The following is a 19822-nucleotide window of genomic DNA, read 5'->3' as shown; positions in this document are numbered from 1 at the left end:
ATCAACGCTCCGGCATCTACAGCTGCACGCCGCGCGTCAGCGCGCCGTCGACCACCAGGTTGGTGCCGGTGATGAAGCTGGCCGCGGGGCTCGCCAGGAACACCGCCGCGCGGGCCATCTCCTCCGGCTTGCCCATGCGGCCGGTGGGGTTGAGGCCGAGCGCGGTCTTGAAGAGGCTCGGGTTGCCGGTCTCGATCTGGTGCCAGACGCCGCCCTCGAAATAGGTGTTGCCGGGCGACACGGTGTTGGCGCGGATGTTCTTGGCGGCGAGCTGGTTGGCCAGCCCCTGCGCGTAGTGGATGAGCGCCGCCTTGAAGGCGCCGTAGGGGCCCGCGGCAAAATCGATCTCGCGGCCGGAGACGCTGGAGATGATGACGATGGCGCCGGCGTCCGACTTCTCCAGGAACGGCATGGCCGCCTCGACGGCGGCGACGGTGCCGAGGATGTCGGTGGCGAAGCCGCTCTTCCAGGCGGCGAGGTCGGCGCCGATGGCGAGGGCGCTGACGTTGGGCACGATGATGTCGAGGCCGCCGAGCTCGGCCGCGGCTTGCCCGATCCACCCCTGCAAGGCCGGCGTGTCGCTGACATCGACGGCCTTGCCGGTGGCGGCGACGCCCTTGGCCCTCAGCGCCGCCACCGCTTCGGCCACCTCGTCCGCCTTGCGGGCGCAGATGGCGACGGCGCAGCCTTCATCGGCCAGGAGCTCGGCGATGGCGCGGCCGATGCCCTTGGTGCCGCCGGTCACCAGGGCGCGCTTGCCGCTCAGACCCAGATCCATGGTTTTCCTCCCTCGCTGACGCATCGGACCGAAGCGGATGCCGGTTTCCGGTGCCAGGATATGCACGGATCGCCGCGCCCTCTCCACCATGCTGCGCATGGTCCCCCTCTGCCGCTGGGGGGGAGGATTTGCGGCGACACTTTCCGCTGCTCTTGATCCTCCCCCGCGCAGCGGGGAAGGGGGACCGCCGCAGGCGGTGGAGGGGGCGTCGGGCCGACATGGCGCGCTTATTCAGATCAGCAGGTGCTCGCGCACCCGGTGGGCGTCCACCTCGCCGCTGCCGAGGCTCGCGGTGATGCGGCCCTTGTCCATCACGTAGCAGCGCTCGGCGATCGCCAGGATGGTGTCGAGGTTCTGCTCGACGAAGACGATGGTGGTGCCGAGCTCGTCGCGGATCGACTTCAGGGCGTCGCAGATCATCTGGACGATAGAGGGTTGCACGCCCTCGGACGGCTCGTCGAGCAGCATCAGGGCGGGGTTGCCGATCAGCGCCCGGCCGATGGCCAGCTGCTGTTGCTCGCCGCCCGACATGGTGCCGGCCATCTGGTCGCGCCGCTCCGCCAGGCGCGGGAAATAGGTGTAGACGAGGTCGGAGAGCTTGCGGCCCTTGGGTCCGCCGATCAGCGTGCCGACGGTGAGATTCTCGGCCACGGTCATGCGCGGGAAGACGTCGCGCCCCTGGGGGATATAGCCGATGCCGAGGCGCGCCCGGCCATCGGCGGCCACCCTGGTGATGTCCTCGCCGAGGAAGCGGATCTCGCCACGCGCCGTCCGCAGCAGGCCGATGAGGCAGCGCATGGTGGTGGTCTTGCCGACGCCGTTGCGGCCGATGATGCCGACGATCTCGCCCTTGCCCACCGCCATGTCGACGCCCTGCAGGATCGGGGTGGCGCCGTAGTTGGCCCAGAGGCCGCAGACCTCGAGCACCGCCTCACGCGTCATGGTCAATGCTCCCGGCCGTGGCCTTTGCCCAGATAGATCTCGATGACGCCGGGATCGTTGACGATCTCGTCGATCGCCCCGCGGGCGAACACCTTGCCCAGGTGCAGCACCGTCACCCGCTGGGCGATCTGGCGGATGAAGGCCATGTCGTGCTCGACCACCAGCACGGTCATGCCCGTGGCGTTGAGGCCCTTGATCAGCTCGCCGGTCTTGAAGGTCTCCTCCGGCGACATGCCGGCCGTCGGCTCGTCGAGCAGCAGGAGCTCGGGGCCGAGCGCCAGGGCCATGCCGATCTCCAGCCATTGCTGCTGCCCGTGCGAGAGCAGGCCGGCCGCCTTGTCGGCATGGGCGGTAAGGTCGAGCAGCGCCAGCAGGCGCTCCTCCTCGTCCACCAGCGCCTGCCTGTGGAACTTCTGCTGGAGCGCGATGTGCAGGTTCTGCCGGGTCCGCAACTCCTTGAACACGCTCGGCGCCTGCATCTTGATGCTCATGCCGCGCTGGACGCGGGCGAAGGGCTTGGCCTGGGTGATGTCGCCGTCGCGGAAGCGGATCTCGCCGCCGCTCGGCGGGTAGGTACCGACGATCAGCTTGAACAGCGTGCTCTTGCCGGCGCCGTTGGGCCCGATGAGGCAGTGGATCTCGCCCGGCTCGATGCTGAGGTCGACGTCGGAGACGGCGGTGAGGCCGCCGAAGCGCTTGCTCACCTGTCTGGTTTCCAGGATCGGCATGTCAGGCCTCCCGCGCCGGCGCGTCGGGCAGCGCCCCGTCCGTCCGCCCCTTGGCCCGCAGGGCGCCGAGCTGCCGCCCGATCAGGCGCGCCAGGCCGATGACGAAGCCCTGCGGCGCCAGCATCACCGTGGCGAGCAGCAGCGCCCCCATCAGCACCAGCGCGAGCTGCTGGCTGTAGATGGTCAGCGTCTGGAAGCCGAACAGCAGCAGGAACGAGCCGACCAGCGTCGCCGTGAGGTCGCTGCGGCCGGAGAAGGCGACCCAGACGATGGGCATCGCCGCCGCCGGCAGGCCGACGCTGGACGGCGTGATGAACTGGCCCCAGGAGGTGTAGAGCACGCCGGAGAGCCCGGCGAGGCCGCTGCCGATGGCGAACGTGGCGAGCTGGTACTTGCGCACGTCGTAGCCGAGCAGCTCGGCCCGCTGCGGATCCTCGCGCACCGCGACCACGACATTGCCGAAGCGCGAGTTCACCAGGATGCGCAGACCGAGATAGACCAGCACGATGAGCGCCACCACCAGGTAGTAGAGCAGCGTGCCCTCGAAGAAGATGTCCTCGTCGCCCCAGGTCAAGGTCAGCGGGTCCATGCCCTTCATGCCGTTGAAGCCGTTGAGGCGGGCGGGGCCGATGCGCCACTCCGGCCCGGCGGTCTGGCCGAGGAAGAAGGCGAGCACCAGGGTCGCCGACAGGGTGACGATGCCGAAGAACACGCCGCCGACGCGGCCCCAGATCATGAAATAGCCGAGCACGATGGCTGCCACCATGGCGATGCCCACGGCCAGCACCAGCGCCAGCCACGTCAGGCTGCCGCCGCCGAAGTTGATGGCCAAGACGCCGTAACTGTAGCCGGCGATGCCGAAGAAGAAGGTCTGGCCGAACGACAGCATGCCGCCGTAGCCCCACATCAGGCTGAGACCCAGCGCCATAAATACCCAGATGAGGAAGTAGCAGAAGTTGCCCACGTCGTAGCTGTCGGCGAAGGCGGGATAGACGAGGGCGGCGGCGAGCACGGCGAGGAAGCAGAGCCAGAAGCCCTTGCCGTTCCCGGTCGTCTGCTGGCCGTTGACCAGTTTCAGCGTTCTCAGCATCGTTCACTCGTTGGGATCATGCTCTCGTAGCTCCGCGCAAGGATGTCTGACTCTCCGAGTGGGATGGATGACCGGGTCAATCCCGGCCATGACGTTGGAGGCAAAGGCATTTCCATCCCAACCGCGTCATGGTCGGGCTTGACCCGGCCATCCATCGACTGAAAAAAGGGCAGCCTCGACGGTGCGAATTCACCGTGCACACCTCCTAGCGGCCCCGGCGGACCAGCAGCCCGGAGATCCCCTCCGGCAGGACGCGGATGATGAGGATGACGGCGACCAGCATGCCGATCTGGCCGATGATCTGGCCGTAGTTGGCGTTGAGCAGCATGCGCACGGTGGCGAGCAGCACGCCGGCCGGCGCCGTGCCGAGCAGCACGTTGGCGCCGCCGACCACCACGGTGACGAAGCTCTCGACGACAAAGGTGGCGCCCATGGTGGGGATCAGGGTCATCGTCGGCGCGTAGAGCGCGCCGCAAAGGCCGGCGAGCGCTGCCCCGAGGCCGAAGCTCGCGGCATAGACGCCCCCGACCTTGACGCCCAGCGCCTGCGCCATGGCGGCGTTCTGCATGGTGGCGCGCGCCATCACGCCGAAACGGGTGCGCATGAAGATGACGTAGATCGCCGCCAGGACGCCGATCGCGCAGGCGAAGAGCACCAGGCGGTAGGTGGAGAAGGTGTAGGGCCCGACGGTGAAGCTGCCCTCCGGCGTGCCGATTCCGGGGATCGAGGACCCCAGCAGGATGAGCAGCCCCTGGGTGACGATCAGGCTGAGGCCCCAGGTGGCGAGCAGGGTGTCGAGGGGGCGCTTGTAGAGCTTGCGCACGATCAGGACCTCGACCACCACGCCGATCAGGCCGGCGGCGATGGTGGCGCAGGCCTGCGCCAGCGGCAGCGGCACGCCGGCGTGGACCAGGCCTACCGTGACGTAGGCGCCGCACATGATGAACTCGCCGTGGGCCATGTTGATGACGCCCATCATGCCGAAGACGATGGCGAGCCCGGCGGCGGACAGGATCAGGAACGCGAATACGTCGGCGAACTGGTAGAAAGTCGAGAACAGTTCAGCGAACACCTAGGGTCTCCACGAAGCGCCCCCTCCGTCATGGCCGGGCTTGACCCGGCCATCCATCGGTCCATCGATGTCAGCCCGGCAGGGCTGGCGGTTGGGTCGCATTCCTCAGTCGATGAATGGCCGGGTCACGCCCGGCCATGACGCGGGGGGTGCCGAGCTTGCATGCGTTGACGGGTGGCGGCACCGCCTGGTCCCGCAAGCAATGCTCGTGCCGCCCGGTGGCATGCGCCCATGCCGCCTTACTTCTTGGGCAGGCTGGTCGGCGTATACTGCTCCTTGTCGTTCTTCTTGGTCAGGTCGCAGCCGATCTCGCCGAGCCAGTACGGCTGGATGACGCCGTAGTCCTTGTCGACGGTGATCTCGTGCTTGGGCCCGACCGACACCAGCCGCATGCGGTGCGACATGTGCTGGCTCTTGGGATCGACGCAGATCTTGCCTTCGGGGGCGTCGACGCAGGCCTGGCCGGTGGCCATGACCTTGCGCAGGTCGTCGAGCTTCAGGGACTTGGCCTGCTCGGCCAGGTTCTTGTAGAGCCATAGCGCGACGTAGGCGTTGTAGCCCATGTCGTTGATGTAGGTCTCGTTCGGGAACTTTGCGCGCCAGCGCTTCTTGAACGCGTCGGCCTCCGGGGTATCGAGCTCCTCGAACCAGTTGGCGGTGGCGTGCATGTTGTTGAGCGCCGGCGGGGCGAAGCGCTTGTGCTCGAAGCCCAGCATGATCTTGATGGACGAGCCCATGGGCAGGTTGAGCTTGGCCGCGGCCGCTTGCTCGAAGAACGAATCCTGGGCGGCGCCGACGTTGATGGTCAGCAGCCAATCGGGCTTGGCTTTCTGGACGTTCTGGATGGTCTGGGCGAACTGGGAAACGCCGAGCGGGATGAACTCCTCGCCGACGACCTCGCCACCCAGATCCTTCATCAGCTTGCGGTTCCACTCGGCCGAGATCTGGCCGAAGTTGTAGTCGGCGGCGATGACATAGACCTTCTTGCCGAACTTCTCGACCATCCACGGGATCAGCGTCGAGAACTGCTGCTCGGGTACCGCGCCGACGCTGATCATGTTGGCGTCGCAAACGCCGCCCTCATATTGGTTGGTATAGAAATAGGGTGTCTTGGTGCGGTCGACGATCGGCCGCACGGCCTCGCGCGAGGCCGATGTGATGCCGCCGATGAGCACGTCCACCTTGTCGCGGTTGAGCAGGCGGCGCGCGAACTCCTGGTAGCGGGCGTTGTCGCCTTGCGGGTCGAGATGGATCAGCTCGAGCGGCCGGCCGAGCACGCCGCCCGCCTTGTTGATCTCCTCGACGGCGAGCTCCGAGCCGTGCAGCTTGGGCAGGCCAATCAGCGCCAGGTCGCCGGAGATGTCCTCCAGCAGGCCGACCTTGATGGGGTCGGCGGCCATGGCGCCGCTCGGCGCCATGGCCGCGACGGCGGCCAGCGCCAGCGCCCCGAGCGGGCCCCTGATCCGATTGAGCATCGACATCCCGTGTCCCCTTTCGTTGCCGGGCATTCGCCCGGTCGCCTCGTTGTGATGCGCTTTGGGCCGGCGGAGCGAGTTAGCCGACTAGATATTTCTTCAGGATTGACGCGCCCATGGTGTATTTGGGGTCGACCATGTTGCCGAGGCGGATGCGGCCGGCCTGGCTCAGCAGCATGTAGGCGTCGATCTCGTCGAAGCCGTAGTCGGCCGCCATCCAGCGGGTGAGTTCGCGGTAGGCGATGCGGGCGGCGTCCTCCAGCGGCCGGGCGCTGCCGATGGTCATGATGAAGTCCTTCGTCTCCAGCCGCGGCCAGGCGAAGCTCCAGCCCTTGATCAGGTCGACGTGCAGGGTCACGGTGGCGCGCTGCTCGACGGCGACGCCGGAGAGCTCGCCGTCACCCTGGGCCGCGTGGCAGTCGCCGACGTAGAGGTAGCCGCCGGGGGTGTGGACCGGCAGGTAGATGATGGCGCCGGGCGCCACGTCCGGCAGGTCCATGTTGCCGCCGTGGTAGTCGGGCTGGAGCGACGACACCGCCTCGATCTCCGGCGAGACGCCGATGGTGCCGATGAACGGCTCGTAAGGCAGGACGATCTTGTCGCTCCAGCGCACGCCGTCCTTGTCCACGTGCATCTTGCGCACGCGCTCGGGCAGCGGCGGGTTGAGCAGCGCCGTTGCGCCCGTGCCGACCAGGCCGCCGAACTCGGGCATGATGCAGGTGGTCCCGGCCGGCTGCGCGCCGCGCGTCTCCACCGCGTGGATGTGCACGGCGAGGCAGTCGCCCTTCTCGGCGCCGTTGACGTAGATCGGCCCGCTTTGCGGATTGAGGAAGGGGAAATTGAGCTTGGCGGTGGGGCTGTCCTGCTCCGATTGAATCACGCCGCCGAAGGCGTCCTCGGTCTCGACCACGACGATATCGCCCGGGTCGATGGTCATCTTCGGGTCGACGTAAGGGCCGTAGACGTAATGGAACTGGCCCTGCGCCTCGACGCTGAGGCTGTGGCGGCTTCCGGGCTTGCCGCCGGCAACGGCGCGGCGGGCCATGATCGAGTTCGTCAGCCAGGCTTCGTGGTCCATCGCCGATCCCTCTCAGAGCGCCGGGTGGCGCTGGTGCCAGTCGGTCATGCGCTGGAAGGCATCGCCGGCCTTGACCAGCAGCGCTTCGTCGAAGTGGCGGCCGACGAACTGGATGCCGACCGGCGCGCCCGCGCTGGTGAAGCCGGCGGGCAGAGTGATCGTCGGGCTGCCGGTCATGTCGAACGGGCAGGTGAATTGCAGCAGGCCGCCGATCAGGCCGGGGTTCTCGCCCAGCGAGCCCATGGTCGTGATGGTGGGCCCGGAGAAGGACTGGGCCGGCACCATCAGCAGGTCGATGTCGGCGAACAGGGCCCGCACGCGGCCGCGGAAATCCTCCCGGCGCAGCACGATCTTCTGGTAGTCCATGGCCGATTGCCCGCGGCCGAGGTCGATCAGTCCGGCGAGGCTCGGGCCATACGCCTCCTTGCGCGCCGGATAGGTCGCCTCGTGGGCGACGGCCGTCTCGATGCCGCACAGAGGGAACCAGTCCTCGACCATGGCGGTGATGTCGGGGAAGGTGATCTCGCGGACCTCGCCTCCCAGCGTCTTGACCACCGCCAGCGCGTCGGCCAGGGCCGTCGTCGCCGCCTCGTCCACGCCCTCGCTGGTCCAGCGCCGGTCGATGCCGATGCGCAGGCCCTTGAGGCTGCCGTCGAGCCCGGCGAGATAGTCGGGCACGGCGAGCGGGACGGCGGTCGGGTCGTTCGGGTCGGCGCCGGCGATGGCGCCGAGCATCGCGCCGCAATCGGCGGCGCTGCGCGCCATCGGGCCGATGTGGTCGAGGGTGGCGGCAAGCTCGAAGACGCCGAAGCGGCTGACGCGCCCCCACGTCGGCTTGAGCCCGGTGATGCCGTTGGCGGCGGAGGGGAAGCGGATCGAGCCGCCGGTGTCGGAGCCCAGCGAGCCGTAGCAGAGCCCCGCCGCAGTGGCGACGCCCGAGCCGCTGGAGGAGGCGCCGGACCAGATCTCGGCGCCCCAGGGGTTGCGGGGCGGGGTGATGTCCGGGTGATGATCGGAATAAGCGCCTTCGGTCAGCTGCAGCTTGCCGAGAATGACGGCGCCGGCCGCCTTCAGGCGCTTCACCACGGTCGCGTCCTCCGCCGGGCGGAAGTCCTGGTGGATGGGCATACCTGCCGCCGTGGGCGCGTCGTCGGTCCAGCACAGGTCCTTGACCGCGATCGGCACGCCGTGGAGCGGCCCGCGTTTGCGCCCGGCGGCGATCTCGGCGTCGGCGGCGGCCGCCTGGGCCAGGGCCGCATCGGCCATGACGTGGGCATAGCTCCTGAGCTTGCCGTCGACGGCCGCTATGCGGCCGAGTTCGGCCTGGGTGACCTCTACCGACGAGAGCTGGCCCGAGTGGATCAGACGCCCGACCTCGATCAGCTCACGGTAGTGCAGTGCGTCCGAGCCGGCGGATGACTGTTGCGGTTGCGAATTGCTCATGATTCGTCTGTTCTCCCATGCGGCCGATACTTATGCGGCCGGCAGAGCCCCGGCTGGAGCTGCCGCAGCGGTGGTGCCGACGAGCGGACGCCCGGCGCGGATACAATCGAGACGGCGGAGACCAATACGTCGGACATGCCGCAAGGTGCTGACGCAAATTCTTGCCTAATATAACTCTCGCGATCTCGGTCCGTCAGAATGCCATGCATCAATCCGTCGGCTGTGACGCGCCAACGCAAAAAGCCACTCAGGGCCAGTCAAGACCCCGAATGGCATCATCGCCGCCGCGTATATTTACAGTGTTCTGATCAGACGTCGGGATACTGATCGCGAGCGATCAACTCAGGCGTCGTCGGCTGAGAAAGTCTATCCCGATACAAGTCTCGATCAACGAACGCCGGTATCCTCGCGCGCTGCCGCCGCGCTTGTCAATTGCCGAGCCGCGGTTTTTTTAGGCTCGGTGCCGCGCTCATCTGCCCCTGTCGCGAGCAGCGCCGCCGAAATCACGGGCAGGCCGCGCTATTGACCGCGCCCGGACTTTCGCCGACGTTCAGATCGTCGACAGTCAAACGTCATGCGCATTTCCAGAAAGCCCTCCGTCTCCATTGGTCTCCTGTTCTCGCAGGCCGGTCCCTATCAGATGATGGGCACCGAGATGCTGAAGAGCGCCATGCTGGCAATCAGTGAGATCAACGAGAGCGATGCCTTCGACTTCACCTTGGTGCCGCATGTGCGGGATCCGAAGGGCGTGGTCGAGAATTACCATGCTGCCTGCGCCGACCTCATCCGCGACCCCGGCGTCGAACACATCATCGGCTGCTATACCTCCGCATCGCGCAAGCAGGTGCTGCCGATCATCGAGCGCACCGATCGGCTGCTCTGGTACCCGGCCCGCTACGAGGGGTTCGAGTGCAGCGACAATGTCATCTATGTCGGTGCCGCGCCCAACCACAACGTGGTGCCGCTGGTGCGCTATATGCTCGAGCATCTGGCCGACAGCGCCTTCTGCGTCGGCTCCAACTACATCTGGACCTGGGAGAGCAACCGCGTCATCCGGGAGATCGTGTCGGCCGCGGGCGGCCAGATCATCGCCGAGCGCATGCTGGACCTCGGCGAGACGAGCGTCGCGCACATCGTCGACGAGATCGTCGCGCGCCGTCCGCCGGTGGTGTTCAACACGCTGGTCGGCCAGTCCAGCTACCTGTTCATGCGCGCCTTCCATGCGGCGGCGACGCGCGCCGGCCTCGCCGTCCCAGTGCTCAGCTGCAGCCTTTGCGAGCCGGAGCTCAAGCTGATCGGCGCCGACGCTTCGGTCGGCTGCATCACCTCGTCCGGCTATTTCGCCAGCATCGACCGGCCGGAGAACCATGCCTTCGTCGCCCGCTGGAAAGCGCGCTACGGCGCCGACAGCAGCCCCTCGGTCGATGGCCAGTACAGCTACGTCGCCGTCATGCTGCTGGCCCGCGCCATCCGCCGCGGCGGCGCCGCCGACGTGGCCTCGGTGCGCAGCGCCGCCGGCAACCTGCGCTACGAGGCGCCGCAAGGCGCCGTGTGGGTCGACCCCGGCAACAATCATTGCGTCGCTACCCCGCGTCTGGCACGCTCCGTGCAAGGTTTTCGGTTCGAGATCTTCTGGGAGGCCGCCCAGCCGGAGCGCGCCGATCCCTACCTCTCCGATCTCGATCTGTCGGCCCTCGACCGTGTGCCGGCCTCGAGCCAGAGGACAGCGACGATGCGGCGACCGAGCTACCTGCGGGTCGTGAAATGAACCGGGGCACTACCGTTCCCACCGTCCGCGGCCGCCACGCGCTGGTGCTGCTGCGGGACGAGCCCGACATCGCCGTGGTGCGCCGGCAACTCGACCGGCTCGGCATGGGCGTCACCGTCCGCCGGCCCGGCGAGGCCGAGGCGGACGGGGCCGGGATCGATCTCGTCTTCCTCGACGTGGACGCGGCGCCGGAGGTCGGGGGGGGCTGGTCCCTCGGCGAGTGCGCGCCGATCGTCGCGGTGGTCGGCACGGAGACGCCAAGCCGGCTCAAGTGGATGCTCGACCGGGAGCCGGCGGCCGTGCTGATCAAGCCGCTGCGCTCGGCCGGCCTCTACACGGCCGTGGTGGTGGCGCTGCACCAGGGCCAGCGGCGGCGCGAGACCGACGCGCGCATCGAGAAGCTGGAGGGGCGGGTGCGTTCGCGCCGCACGGTGTCGTCGGCGATCGTCCGCGTGATGACCCGCTATGGCCTGACCGAGCCTGATGCCTTCGCGCTGGTGCGGCGCGCCGCCATGCAGCGGCGCACCACTCTCGAGCATGTCTGCGCCGAGATCGCAGGCGACGGCGAACTGCCGCTGCGGGCCGGCGTGGGTTGACGCGATCTACAAGACGTTGAGCGCCATCTCCGGCTGGCCTGCGAGCGCGTGGGCCATGAATTCCAGCGCCGAGCGGATCTCGGCACGGCAGGACGGGCCGCCCAGACAGACCCGCACCGCCTCCTGCGGCTGGCCGCCGACGGTGAAGGCATCGCTCGCCACGACGCCGATGCGGGTCGAGCCGAGGTGGCCGACGAAGGCGGAGCGTGTCCACGGCGTGGGCAACTCCACCCACAGGTTGAAGCTCAGCGGGTCGGCGCGGTAGCTGCCGGCCGGCAGTAGCTCCGTGGCCAGCGCCTGGCGGGCCATGGATTCGGTACGGATGAAGCGCAGGATGGTGTCGGCGGTGCCGTCCTCGATCCAGCGGGTGGCGAGCGCCGCCGTCAGCGGCGAGGCCATGACGTTGGTGGCCCTCAGAGCGGCGGCGAAGGGCCAGCCCGAGCGCGCGTCGGGCGCGACCACGTAAGCGGCGCGCAGACCCGCGCCGATGCATTTGGAGAGGCCCGCCACATGCCAGGTGAGATCCGGGGCGATGGCGGCGAAGGGCGGCGGGCCGTGCGCGGGGATGAAACCGTAGGCGTCGTCCTCGACGATGGGGCAGCCAAAGCGGCGCGCGACCGCCGCGATCGCGCTGCGCCGGGCCTCCGGAATGGTCAGAGTCGTCGGGTTCTGCAGCGTCGGGTTGAGGTAGAGCGCCTTGGGCCGGGCCGTGCGGCAGGCGTCGGCGAAGGCATCCGGGTCGATGCCGTCGGCGTCCATCGGCAGCCCGACCAGCTTGAGGCCGAGCTGCGCGGCAATGGCGCGGGCGCCGGGATAGGTGATGCCTTCGCTGAGCACCGTGTCGCCCGGGCGCGCCAGGGTCGAGAGGATGCCGACCAGGGCCGGATGGGCGCCGGGGGTGACGAAGATGCGCTCCTGTGCCGGGACCAGGGCGCGGCGCCCGAGCCAGGCCGAGGCCGCGTCCTTGTCGGCGGGCGAGCCGCCGAAGCCCTGGTAGCGTAGCAGGGACACCAGGTCGGCGCCGACCTCGGCCAGTCCCTCCCGCATGCGCTCGACGAGTGCGGCATCGTCGGGCTCGGGCGGCAGGTTCATCGTGAGGTCGACGGGCAGCAGGCGTCCCGGCTTGGCGCTCACGGGGGCGCGGGCCGGCGCCTTGACGAAGGTGCCCTGGCCCACGTGCGATTCAACCAGGCCGCGCTTCTGCGCCTCCACATAGCCGCGCGCCACGGTGGTGAAGTCCACCGCGAGCCGCTTGGCGAGGGCCCGCTGCGGCGGCAGCCGGTCGCCGACGGCCAGGCGCCCGTTGGCGATGTCCTCGGCGATCAGGTCGGCGATGGCGAGGTAGCGCGGCTTGTTGCTGCGGGCGAGGTCCGGCGTCCAGTCGAGCATGGTGAGGATCGAGGTGCACCGCCCGGGCGGCGGCGATTGACTGTATAATGTTGCGCAGTCGACTTGTCACGCCTGCCGGCATCTGGAGTGCTGTGACGCATCGTCGTCGCCCCGACGCGGATGAAGCGCGCGGATCCAGTCAATGATGCGCGAATCAGGGGCAATTGGCCGGCGCCGGCTTGGGCAACTGGAGTCGTTGTGGGCAGACCGATGGGGAGTGGTCGTGCTCCATTTGAATGCGATATTGATGGCAATCATATACATTCACTGATGTTTGTTCGATTGCGATCAATCTGGCACGCCTGTTGCAATGCCTTGAGCGTGGGACCGACCGTCGTCGGCCAACCAGGTTTCAAGGAGCGCCCCATGCCCGCCGTTACGCTGCCGCCCGTTGAGAAAGGCGACTTCCTCGTCGACTACGAGGACAAGAAGTTCGAGGACGTGAAGGCCGGCCCCGGCGAGAAGGCTCTCGTCACCTTCCACACCGTGGCCTTCGAAGGCTCCATCGGCCTGGTCAACCTGCTGCAGGCGCTGCGGCTCCAGCGCAAGGGCTTCGAGACCTCGGTGCTGCTCTATGGCCCCGGCGTCACGCTCGGCGTGCAGCGCGGCTTTCCCAAGATCGGCGACGAGGCCTTCCCCGGGCACCAGAACTTCAACAACCAGATCCTCAAGTTCATGGACGAGGGAGGCAAGGTCTATGCCTGCCGCTTCGCCCTGCAGGCGCTGTATGGCCACGGCGAGCGATCGCTCATCCCGGGCATCACGCCGATCAGCCCTCTCGACGTGCTCGATCTGATCCTTCTGCACCGGAAGGACGACGCCTTCATGCTCCACACGTGGACGCTCTGAAGCCTCCCATCGCCGAGGCGACCTGCACGCCCTGAGGGAGGCCTGAGATGGCGGAGACGACAATGGTCCGCGTCGCGGCTGTCCAGATCGCGCCCGATCTGGACAGCGGCGCCGGCACGCTGGAGCGCGTTCTTCGGGCGCTCGATGAGGCGGCTGCCAAGGGCGCGAGGCTCGTGGTCTTCCCCGAGACATTCCTGCCTTGGTATCCCTACTTCTCCTTCGTCTCGGCGCCGGTCCTCACCGGCGCCGAGCACCTGCGGCTCTACGAGCACGCCGTCGTGGTGCCGGGGCCGGTGACGGAGGCCGTTGCCGCCGCTGCCCGGCGGCTCGGCACGGTCGTGGTGCTCGGTGTCAACGAGCGCGACCACGGCTCGCTCTACAACGCCCAGCTGGTGTTCGACGCCGATGGCAGCCTGCGGCTCAAGCGACGCAAGCTCACGCCGACCTTCCACGAGCGCATGATCTGGGGGCAGGGCGACGGCGCGGGCCTGCGCGTGGTGCCCACCGCCGTCGGCCGGGTCGGCGCGCTCGCCTGCTGGGAGCACTACAACCCGCTCGCCCGCTATGCCCTCATGGCCCAGCACGAGGAGATCCACGCCGCCCAGTTCCCGGGCTCGCTGGTCGGGCCGATCTTCGCCGACCAGATCGAGGTGACGATCCGTCACCATGCGCTGGAAGCCGGCTGCTTCGTGGTCAACGCCACCGGCTGGCTCACCGAGGAGCAGATCGCCCGCATCGCCCCGCAGGAGGCGCTGCGCAGGGCGCTCACCGGCGGCTGCATGACGGCCATCGTCTCACCCGAGGGCAGCCACGTGGTGCCGCCCCTGACCCAAGGCGAGGGCATCCTCATCGCCGATATCGACCTCGCCGTGATCACCAAGCGCAAGCGGATGATGGACTCGGTCGGCCACTACGCCCGTCCCGAGCTCATGAGCCTTGCGCTCGACAACCGGCCGGCCGCGCCGATGCGCGCCGCCGCCTCTTTCGAAGCCAGTCCCTTCCCTGCCAGCTCCGGGAGTCGTTCCGATGAAGGCGATCAGTCCGCGCACCGATCTCAAGCCGCTGCCGACGGAGACCCTGATCAACGAGTTGCAGTCCTTCGGAGTGCGGCTGGCTGACCCGAAGGCGGGGGCGGCGAGCCGGCGCGGCGGCGCCGGCCCCTCCGACCACAAGGCGATCACCATCGACGGCGTCACGGTGATGGTGCCGGTGCATACGGCGCCGGCGTTCGAGAGCCCCTATCTCGTCGAGGCCCCCGATGCCGGGGGTGTCAGCCGCATCAGCCGCGAGGGGCTGCCCATCGGCCAGGTGAGCTTCCCGGCGCAGCCGAAGTTCTACGGCCTCACCACCGCCGACGGCATTCCCTATGGCAAGATCGCCGTGCTGCACGGGCGGGACGTGCTGGCCACGACGGTGCTGCAGACCTGCATCCGCTACCAGAGCCGCACCAGGACCTGCCAGTTTTGCGCCATCGGCCAGTCGCTGGCGGCCGGCCGCACCGTCGCGCACAAGAGCCCGGCGCAACTCGCCGAGGTGGCCAAGGCGGCGGTCGAGCTCGATGGCGTCAAGCACATGGTGATGACGACGGGCACGCCGCCCGGCGCCGATCGCGGCGCGGCAGTGCTCGCCGACAGCGCCGCCGCGGTGAAGGCGGCCGTCGATCTGCCGATCCAGGTGCAGTGCGAGCCCCCCGACGACGATGCCTGGTTCGGACGCCTGAAAGCGGCCGGGGTCGACGCGATCGGCATGCACCTGGAGGCGGTCGGCGAGGCGCTGCGGGGCCGCATCATGCCGGGCAAGGCGCAGGTGCCGGTCGAGCGCTACTTCCAGGCGTTCGAGGCGGCCGTGCCGGTGTTCGGCCGCGGCCAGGTCTCCACCTACATCCTGGCCGGCCTCGGCGACACCGCCGACGAGATTCTGGCCGTCTGCCGGCAGCTGACGGCGATCGGCGTCTACCCCTTCGTGGTGCCGTTCGTGCCGATCTCCGGCACGCCGCTGGAGAGCCACCCCACGCCGCCGCCCGCTTTCATGCACGCGATCCTGGGGCCGCTGTCGCGGCTCCTGGTCGAGAGCGGCCTCAGGGCGGCGGACGTCAAGGCCGGCTGCGCCAAATGCGGCGCCTGCTCGGCGCTCTCCGCCTACGAGCGGAGGGCCTGCGCATGATCTTCGAGCCGTTCGAACGCTTCCTCGCCGCCGAGTTCCAGGTGAAGTACGCCACCGAAGCCTGGGAACGGCGGGCCGCCGCGCGCCTGCGCCGCCAGGTCTTCTGCATCGAACAGCGCATCTTCTCGGGTGACGATCGCGACGCTGTCGACGATGTGGCGATCCCCCTGGTGGCGCTGTCGCTCATGGGCGTGGCTGCCAACGACGTGGTGGGAACCGTGCGTATCCACGAGGCGGAAGCAGGCGTGTGGTGGGGCTCGCGCCTCGCCGTCGACAGCGACTACCGCCGCGTCGGCGCGCTCGGGGCGACCTTGATCCGCCTGGCCGTGTGCTCGGCGCACGCGCGGGGCTGCCGGCGCTTCCTGGCCCACGTCCAGAGCCGGAACGAAGCGCTGTTTCACCGTCTCGCCTGGCGCACCCTCGGGCACGTCGACCTGCATGGCCATAGGCACGCCCACATGGAGGCCGATCTCGCCCACTACCCACCGTTCAGCGCGGTCGAGACCGGCCTTCACACGCTCGCGAGGCGGGCGGCATGATGATCGGCGCCTCCTCCTTCCCAGCCATCGCTGCCGCCGTGCGGGCCGGCCGCGGCTTGGCGGCCAAGGCTGATATCGGCGCTGCCGCTGCCGCCCTCGGGCTCTCCGGCGCCGGCGCCGTGCCGGTTGGCGACGACTGCGCGGCGATCCCCGACGGCGACGGCTTCCTGCTGTTCGCCATCGAAGGCTTCATGAACGAGTTCGTCGCTGCCGACCCGTGGTTCGCCGGCTGGTGCGGGGTGATGGTGAACCTGTCGGACATCGCCGCAATGGGTGGCCGCCCGGTCGCCGTCGTCGATGCGCTCTGGGCCAACGGCGCCGATGAGGCCACGCCCGTGTTGCAGGGCCTGCGGGCCGCAGCGGAGCGCTACGGCGTGCCGATCGTCGGCGGCCACACCAACGTGCGCGCCGACCGGCGCCAGCTCTCGGTCGCCGTGCTTGGCCGGGCCAGGCGCCTGCTCACCAGCTTCGCGGCCCGGCCGGGCGAACGGCTGATCGCGGCCGTCGACCTGCGCGGCCGCTATCGCGAGCCCTTCGCCAACTGGGAGGCCGCGACCGATGCGCCGGGCGAGCGCCTGCGCGCCGATCTGGCGCTGCTGCCGGAGATCGCCGAGGCGGGCCTTGCCCGCGCCGGCAAGGACATCAGCCAGGCGGGCCTCGTCGGCACGGCGGCGATGCTGGCCGAATGCTCGGGCGTCGGCGTCGCCATCGATCTTGCCGCGGTGCCGGCGCCGGCCGGCGTCGACCCGGCCCGCTGGCTGATGAGCTTCCCGAGTTACGGCTACCTGTTGGCCGCGGCGCCGGCGGACGTGCCGGAGATCCTCGGTCGCTTCACGGCGCGGGGCATCGTGGCCGGGGATATCGGCACCATCGATGCGAGCGGGCTCGTCGCCGTCGTCCACGACGGCGCCTGTGAGACGATCTGGAACGTTAAAGCCGAGCCCCTGCTCGGCTGTCACCCGCGGCGGGAGGCGGCCTGATGCGTGCTCTGCGGATCGCCATCCTCGCCCATTCCGCCAACCCGCGCGGCGGCGTCGTGCACGCTCTCGAGCTGGCCGAGGCGCTCGTCCGCCTCGGCCACGAGCCCGTCGTGCATGCGCCCGATGCCCGCCACGCCGGCTTCTTCCGCCCCACCGTGGCCGCGACGGTGTGCGTGCCGGCCTCGCCCGTCGCCAGCGACATGACCGCCATGGTGGAGACGCGAGCGGGCGACTACGTCAGGCACTTCGGCGATCCGGCGCACCGGCGCTTCGATGTCTTTCACGCCCAGGACGGCATCTCCGGCAACGCGCTGGCGACGCTGAAGGAGCGGGGGCTGATCCGCCGGTTCGCCCGCACCGTGCACCACATCGACAGCTTCGCCGACCCGCGCCTCGCCGCGCTGCAGACGCGCTCGATCCTGGCGGCCGATCGCCACCTGGTGGTCAGCCGCCTGTGGCGCGAGACCCTGGCGCAGCGCTTCGGGCTCGAAGCGGTCGTCGTCGGCAACGGCGTCGACCTCGACCGTTTTCGTCCGGACACCGACGGCCGCGAGGCGGCGCTGGGCGCCACCCTCCACCCGGGGCCCGGGCCGGTCATCCTGGCGGTCGGCGGCGTCGAGCCGCGCAAGAACACGGTGCGCATCCTGGAGGCCTTCGCCCAGCTCAGGGCCGTGCGGCCGGAGGCGGTGCTCGTCATCGCCGGCGGCGTCTCGCTGCTCGACCATGGCGCCTACCGGCAGCGCTTTGCCGAAGCCCTCGCCGGGAGCGGCCTGCCGCCCGCTGCGGTGGTGGAAGCCGGCGCCATCGCCGATGCGGACATGCCGGCGCTCTACCGCCTCGCCGACGTGCTGGCCTTCCCCTCGCTCAACGAGGGCTTCGGCCTCGTGGCGCTCGAGGCCATGGCGAGCGGCGTGCCGGTCGTGGTGCCGCGGACCGCGCCGTTCACCGAGCATTTCACCGACGACGAGCCGGTCTGGTGCGATCCGGCGAGCGCAGGCTCGATCGCCAACGCCCTGCTCAGCGCGCTGCGCGATCCGCTGCGGGGCCACGTCGTGGCCCGCGGCCTCGCCGCCGCCCGGCGCTTCGACTGGGCTGCCGTCGCCCACGCACACCTGCCCGTCTACGCCAGCCTGCGGGAGCCTGCCTATGCCTGAGATGCTCTTCCACCTGCGCTGGCCCGACGGCCGCGGCGAGGCCTGCTATTCGCCCTCGCTCGTCATCAAGGACTTTTTCGCTCCCGGCGAAGCCTATCCGGTCGCCGACTTCCTGGAGCGCAGCCGCACGGCGCTCGCGATCGCCAGCGATCGCGTCCAGGCCCGCTACGGCATGCCGTGTGCGCGTGCCAGGGCGCAGCTCGCCCGCATCGAGGCGGCTTCCACGCCCTTCCTCGATCACCCCGACGCCCGCGTCACCGTCGTTGCGTTCGACGAATAAGCCTGGAGAACTCGCCATGCCCAACCGTGCGAAGCCCCATGTCCCGGTCGCGGTGATCGGTGGCGGCCAGGCCGGCCTGTCGATGAGCTATTTCCTGAAGCAGGCGGGGATCGACCACGCCGTCTTCGAGCGGCGCACCGCCATGCACGCCTGGGCGAGCCAGCGGTGGGACAGCTTCTGCCTGGTGACGCCGAACTGGCAGTGCCAGCTGCCGGGCCTGCCCTACGATGGCGCCGATCCGCACGGCTTCATGAAACGCGACGAGATCCTGGCCTATCTCGCCCGCTTCAAGGCCGCCGTCGATGCGCCCCTGCACGAGGGCGTCGCGGTCGAGCGCGTGACGCCGCGCGAGGCGGGCGGCTATTGCCTCACCACCTCGGCGGGCGACTACAGCGCCGGCCAGGTGGTCGTCGCCGCCGGCGGCTACCAGACGCCGATCATCCCGCGCGCCGCCGAGCGGCTACCGCCCGGTATCACACAGGTTCACTCCGAGCAGTTTCGCAACGCGGACGCACTGCCTCCCGGAGCGGTGCTGGTGGTCGGCTCCGGGCAGTCGGGCGCGCAGATCGCCGAAGACCTGCACCTCGCCGGCCGGCAGGTGCACCTGGCGGTGGGCGACGCGCCCCGCTGCGCCCGTTTCTACCGCGGCCGCGACGTCGTCGCCTGGCTCGCCGACATGGGCTATTACGACATGCCGGTGACCGCCCATCCGCTGCGCGAGGGCGTCCGCGACAACACCAATCACTACGTGACCGGCCGCGACGGCGGCCGCGACATCGACCTGCGGCGCTTCGCGCTGGAGGGCATGCGCCTCTACGGCCTGCTCGACGACATCGACGGCACACGTGTCAGCTTCCGCCCGACGCTCGCCGCGGCGCTCGATCAGGCCGACAAGACCTATAACGGGATCAACGCGGCGATCGACAAATACATCGCCGACAACGCCATCGCCGCCCCGCCGGCGAGCGTCTACGAGCCGGTGTGGCAGCCGGGCGGCGAGCCGGCGACACTCGACCTCGCCGCGGCCGGCATTACCACGATCATCTGGTGCATCGGCTTCATGCCGGATTTCCGCTGGCTGGACGCGCCGGTGTTCAACGGACAGGGCCATCCCAAGCACGTGCGCGGCGTGACCGCCCAGGACGGCCTGTATTTCCTCGGCCTGCCCTGGCTGCACACCTGGGGCTCCGGCCGCTTCTCCGGCATCGCCCGCGACGCCGAGCATCTCGCACGCCGCATCGAGGCGCGGGCGGGGCAGGCTGGTGGGGCGCGGGCGCTGCGGCTGGCGGTATGAGGCGATCGAATTGTCGGATGCTTGCGACAATCGTCGCCTGCCGGACAACGCCATCAGAAGCGCCGCCATCTGTCCACCGCCGCGCACGACGACATCGCCCGCCGCATCCTGCCGGCCGACCGCAAAGAGCCCATGCTACGTCTGGCCGATGAGGAAAAAAGTCGTTCGGCCCATCACGGGCAAAGCCGCACGCGGGGAGTTTGC

Annotated in this window: 19 protein-coding genes; 10 read left to right on the top strand and 9 right to left on the bottom strand. The window is 69.4% G+C overall.

Annotated features, from left to right (window positions below; all coding sequences use genetic code 11):
* Positions 1–16 precede the first annotated feature (16 nt).
* From IEW34_RS01995 to IEW34_RS01960, 8 genes are all read right to left on the bottom strand, one after another.
* Positions 17–778, bottom strand: a complete 762-nt coding sequence (locus tag IEW34_RS01995; RefSeq protein ID WP_188607439.1) for an SDR family NAD(P)-dependent oxidoreductase — start codon at positions 776–778, stop codon at positions 17–19.
* Positions 779–1009: 231 nt separating this feature from the next.
* Positions 1010–1720 carry an ABC transporter ATP-binding protein gene (locus tag IEW34_RS01990; protein WP_188607438.1) on the bottom strand — a complete coding sequence of 237 codons (711 nt, stop codon included), beginning with the start codon at positions 1718–1720 and terminating at the stop codon, positions 1010–1012.
* A 2-nt stretch (positions 1721–1722) separates the two neighbouring features.
* The gene (locus tag IEW34_RS01985) at positions 1723–2448 is read right to left on the bottom strand and encodes an ABC transporter ATP-binding protein (RefSeq protein ID WP_188607437.1); all 726 of its coding nucleotides are present in this window, start codon (positions 2446–2448) and stop codon (positions 1723–1725) included.
* 1 nt (position 2449) lies between these two features.
* On the bottom strand, positions 2450–3538 hold the full coding sequence (locus IEW34_RS01980; RefSeq protein ID WP_188607436.1) for a branched-chain amino acid ABC transporter permease: 1089 nt from the start codon (positions 3536–3538) through the stop codon (positions 2450–2452).
* Between the two features lie 205 nt (positions 3539–3743).
* Positions 3744–4610, bottom strand: a complete 867-nt coding sequence (locus IEW34_RS01975; protein ID WP_188607435.1) for an ABC transporter permease subunit — start codon at positions 4608–4610, stop codon at positions 3744–3746.
* A 239-nt stretch (positions 4611–4849) separates the two neighbouring features.
* A complete protein-coding gene (locus IEW34_RS01970; RefSeq protein ID WP_373288177.1) occupies positions 4850–6091 on the bottom strand; it encodes an urea ABC transporter substrate-binding protein in 1242 nt (413 codons plus the stop codon).
* A 73-nt stretch (positions 6092–6164) separates the two neighbouring features.
* Positions 6165–7163, bottom strand: a complete 999-nt coding sequence (locus IEW34_RS01965; protein WP_188607434.1) for an acetamidase/formamidase family protein — start codon at positions 7161–7163, stop codon at positions 6165–6167.
* A 12-nt stretch (positions 7164–7175) separates the two neighbouring features.
* Positions 7176–8606 carry an amidase gene (locus IEW34_RS01960; RefSeq protein WP_188607433.1) on the bottom strand — a complete coding sequence of 477 codons (1431 nt, stop codon included), beginning with the start codon at positions 8604–8606 and terminating at the stop codon, positions 7176–7178.
* 574 nt (positions 8607–9180) lie between these two features.
* On the opposite strand from IEW34_RS01960, the gene IEW34_RS01955 reads away from it, so the two are divergent.
* Together IEW34_RS01955 and IEW34_RS01950 are read left to right on the top strand one after the other, a co-directional pair.
* A complete protein-coding gene (locus IEW34_RS01955) occupies positions 9181–10374 on the top strand; it encodes a transporter substrate-binding domain-containing protein (protein WP_188607432.1) in 1194 nt (397 codons plus the stop codon).
* Positions 10371–10970, top strand: coding sequence for an ANTAR domain-containing response regulator (locus IEW34_RS01950; protein WP_188607431.1), 600 nt, complete (start codon positions 10371–10373; stop codon positions 10968–10970). Before IEW34_RS01955 ends, IEW34_RS01950 begins: the two co-directional genes overlap by 4 nt.
* A gap of 6 nt (positions 10971–10976) precedes the next feature.
* Here IEW34_RS01950 and IEW34_RS01945 read toward each other — a convergent pair whose 3' ends face one another.
* On the bottom strand, positions 10977–12359 hold the full coding sequence (locus IEW34_RS01945) for an aminotransferase-like domain-containing protein (RefSeq protein WP_188607430.1): 1383 nt from the start codon (positions 12357–12359) through the stop codon (positions 10977–10979).
* A gap of 366 nt (positions 12360–12725) precedes the next feature.
* Between IEW34_RS01945 and IEW34_RS01940 the strand changes: the two genes are divergently transcribed.
* Genes IEW34_RS01940 through IEW34_RS01905 form a run of 8 tightly spaced genes read left to right on the top strand, consistent with a single transcriptional unit; the run spans position 12726 to position 19618 of the window.
* Complete coding sequence (locus tag IEW34_RS01940) at positions 12726–13208, top strand: MSMEG_0572/Sll0783 family nitrogen starvation response protein (protein WP_188607429.1); 483 nt, start codon at positions 12726–12728, stop codon at positions 13206–13208.
* Positions 13209–13255: 47 nt separating this feature from the next.
* Positions 13256–14326 carry a Nit6803 family nitrilase gene (locus IEW34_RS01935; RefSeq protein WP_188607428.1) on the top strand — a complete coding sequence of 357 codons (1071 nt, stop codon included), beginning with the start codon at positions 13256–13258 and terminating at the stop codon, positions 14324–14326.
* Positions 14235–15371, top strand: coding sequence for an MSMEG_0568 family radical SAM protein (locus tag IEW34_RS01930; RefSeq protein ID WP_188607427.1), 1137 nt, complete (start codon positions 14235–14237; stop codon positions 15369–15371). The genes IEW34_RS01935 and IEW34_RS01930 overlap by 92 nt, the downstream gene beginning before the upstream one ends.
* The gene (locus tag IEW34_RS01925) at positions 15368–15910 is read left to right on the top strand and encodes an MSMEG_0567/Sll0786 family nitrogen starvation N-acetyltransferase (protein WP_188607426.1); all 543 of its coding nucleotides are present in this window, start codon (positions 15368–15370) and stop codon (positions 15908–15910) included. Before IEW34_RS01930 ends, IEW34_RS01925 begins: the two co-directional genes overlap by 4 nt.
* A complete protein-coding gene (locus tag IEW34_RS01920) occupies positions 15907–16890 on the top strand; it encodes a sll0787 family AIR synthase-like protein (protein ID WP_373288176.1) in 984 nt (327 codons plus the stop codon). Before IEW34_RS01925 ends, IEW34_RS01920 begins: the two co-directional genes overlap by 4 nt.
* Positions 16890–18044: an MSMEG_0565 family glycosyltransferase gene (locus IEW34_RS01915; protein ID WP_188607425.1), complete on the top strand. Its 1155-nt coding sequence runs from the start codon at positions 16890–16892 to the stop codon at positions 18042–18044. The genes IEW34_RS01920 and IEW34_RS01915 overlap by 1 nt, the downstream gene beginning before the upstream one ends.
* On the top strand, positions 18037–18324 hold the full coding sequence (locus IEW34_RS01910) for an MSMEG_0570 family nitrogen starvation response protein (RefSeq protein ID WP_188607424.1): 288 nt from the start codon (positions 18037–18039) through the stop codon (positions 18322–18324). The genes IEW34_RS01915 and IEW34_RS01910 overlap by 8 nt, the downstream gene beginning before the upstream one ends.
* A gap of 16 nt (positions 18325–18340) precedes the next feature.
* The gene (locus IEW34_RS01905) at positions 18341–19618 is read left to right on the top strand and encodes an MSMEG_0569 family flavin-dependent oxidoreductase (RefSeq protein ID WP_188607423.1); all 1278 of its coding nucleotides are present in this window, start codon (positions 18341–18343) and stop codon (positions 19616–19618) included.
* Positions 19619–19822 lie beyond the last annotated feature (204 nt).

The organism is Chelatococcus reniformis, assembly GCF_014640075.1.
GTDB classification, from domain to species: Bacteria; Pseudomonadota; Alphaproteobacteria; order Rhizobiales; family Beijerinckiaceae; genus Camelimonas; species Camelimonas reniformis.
This window is presented reverse-complemented; position numbering and strand designations above follow the sequence as displayed.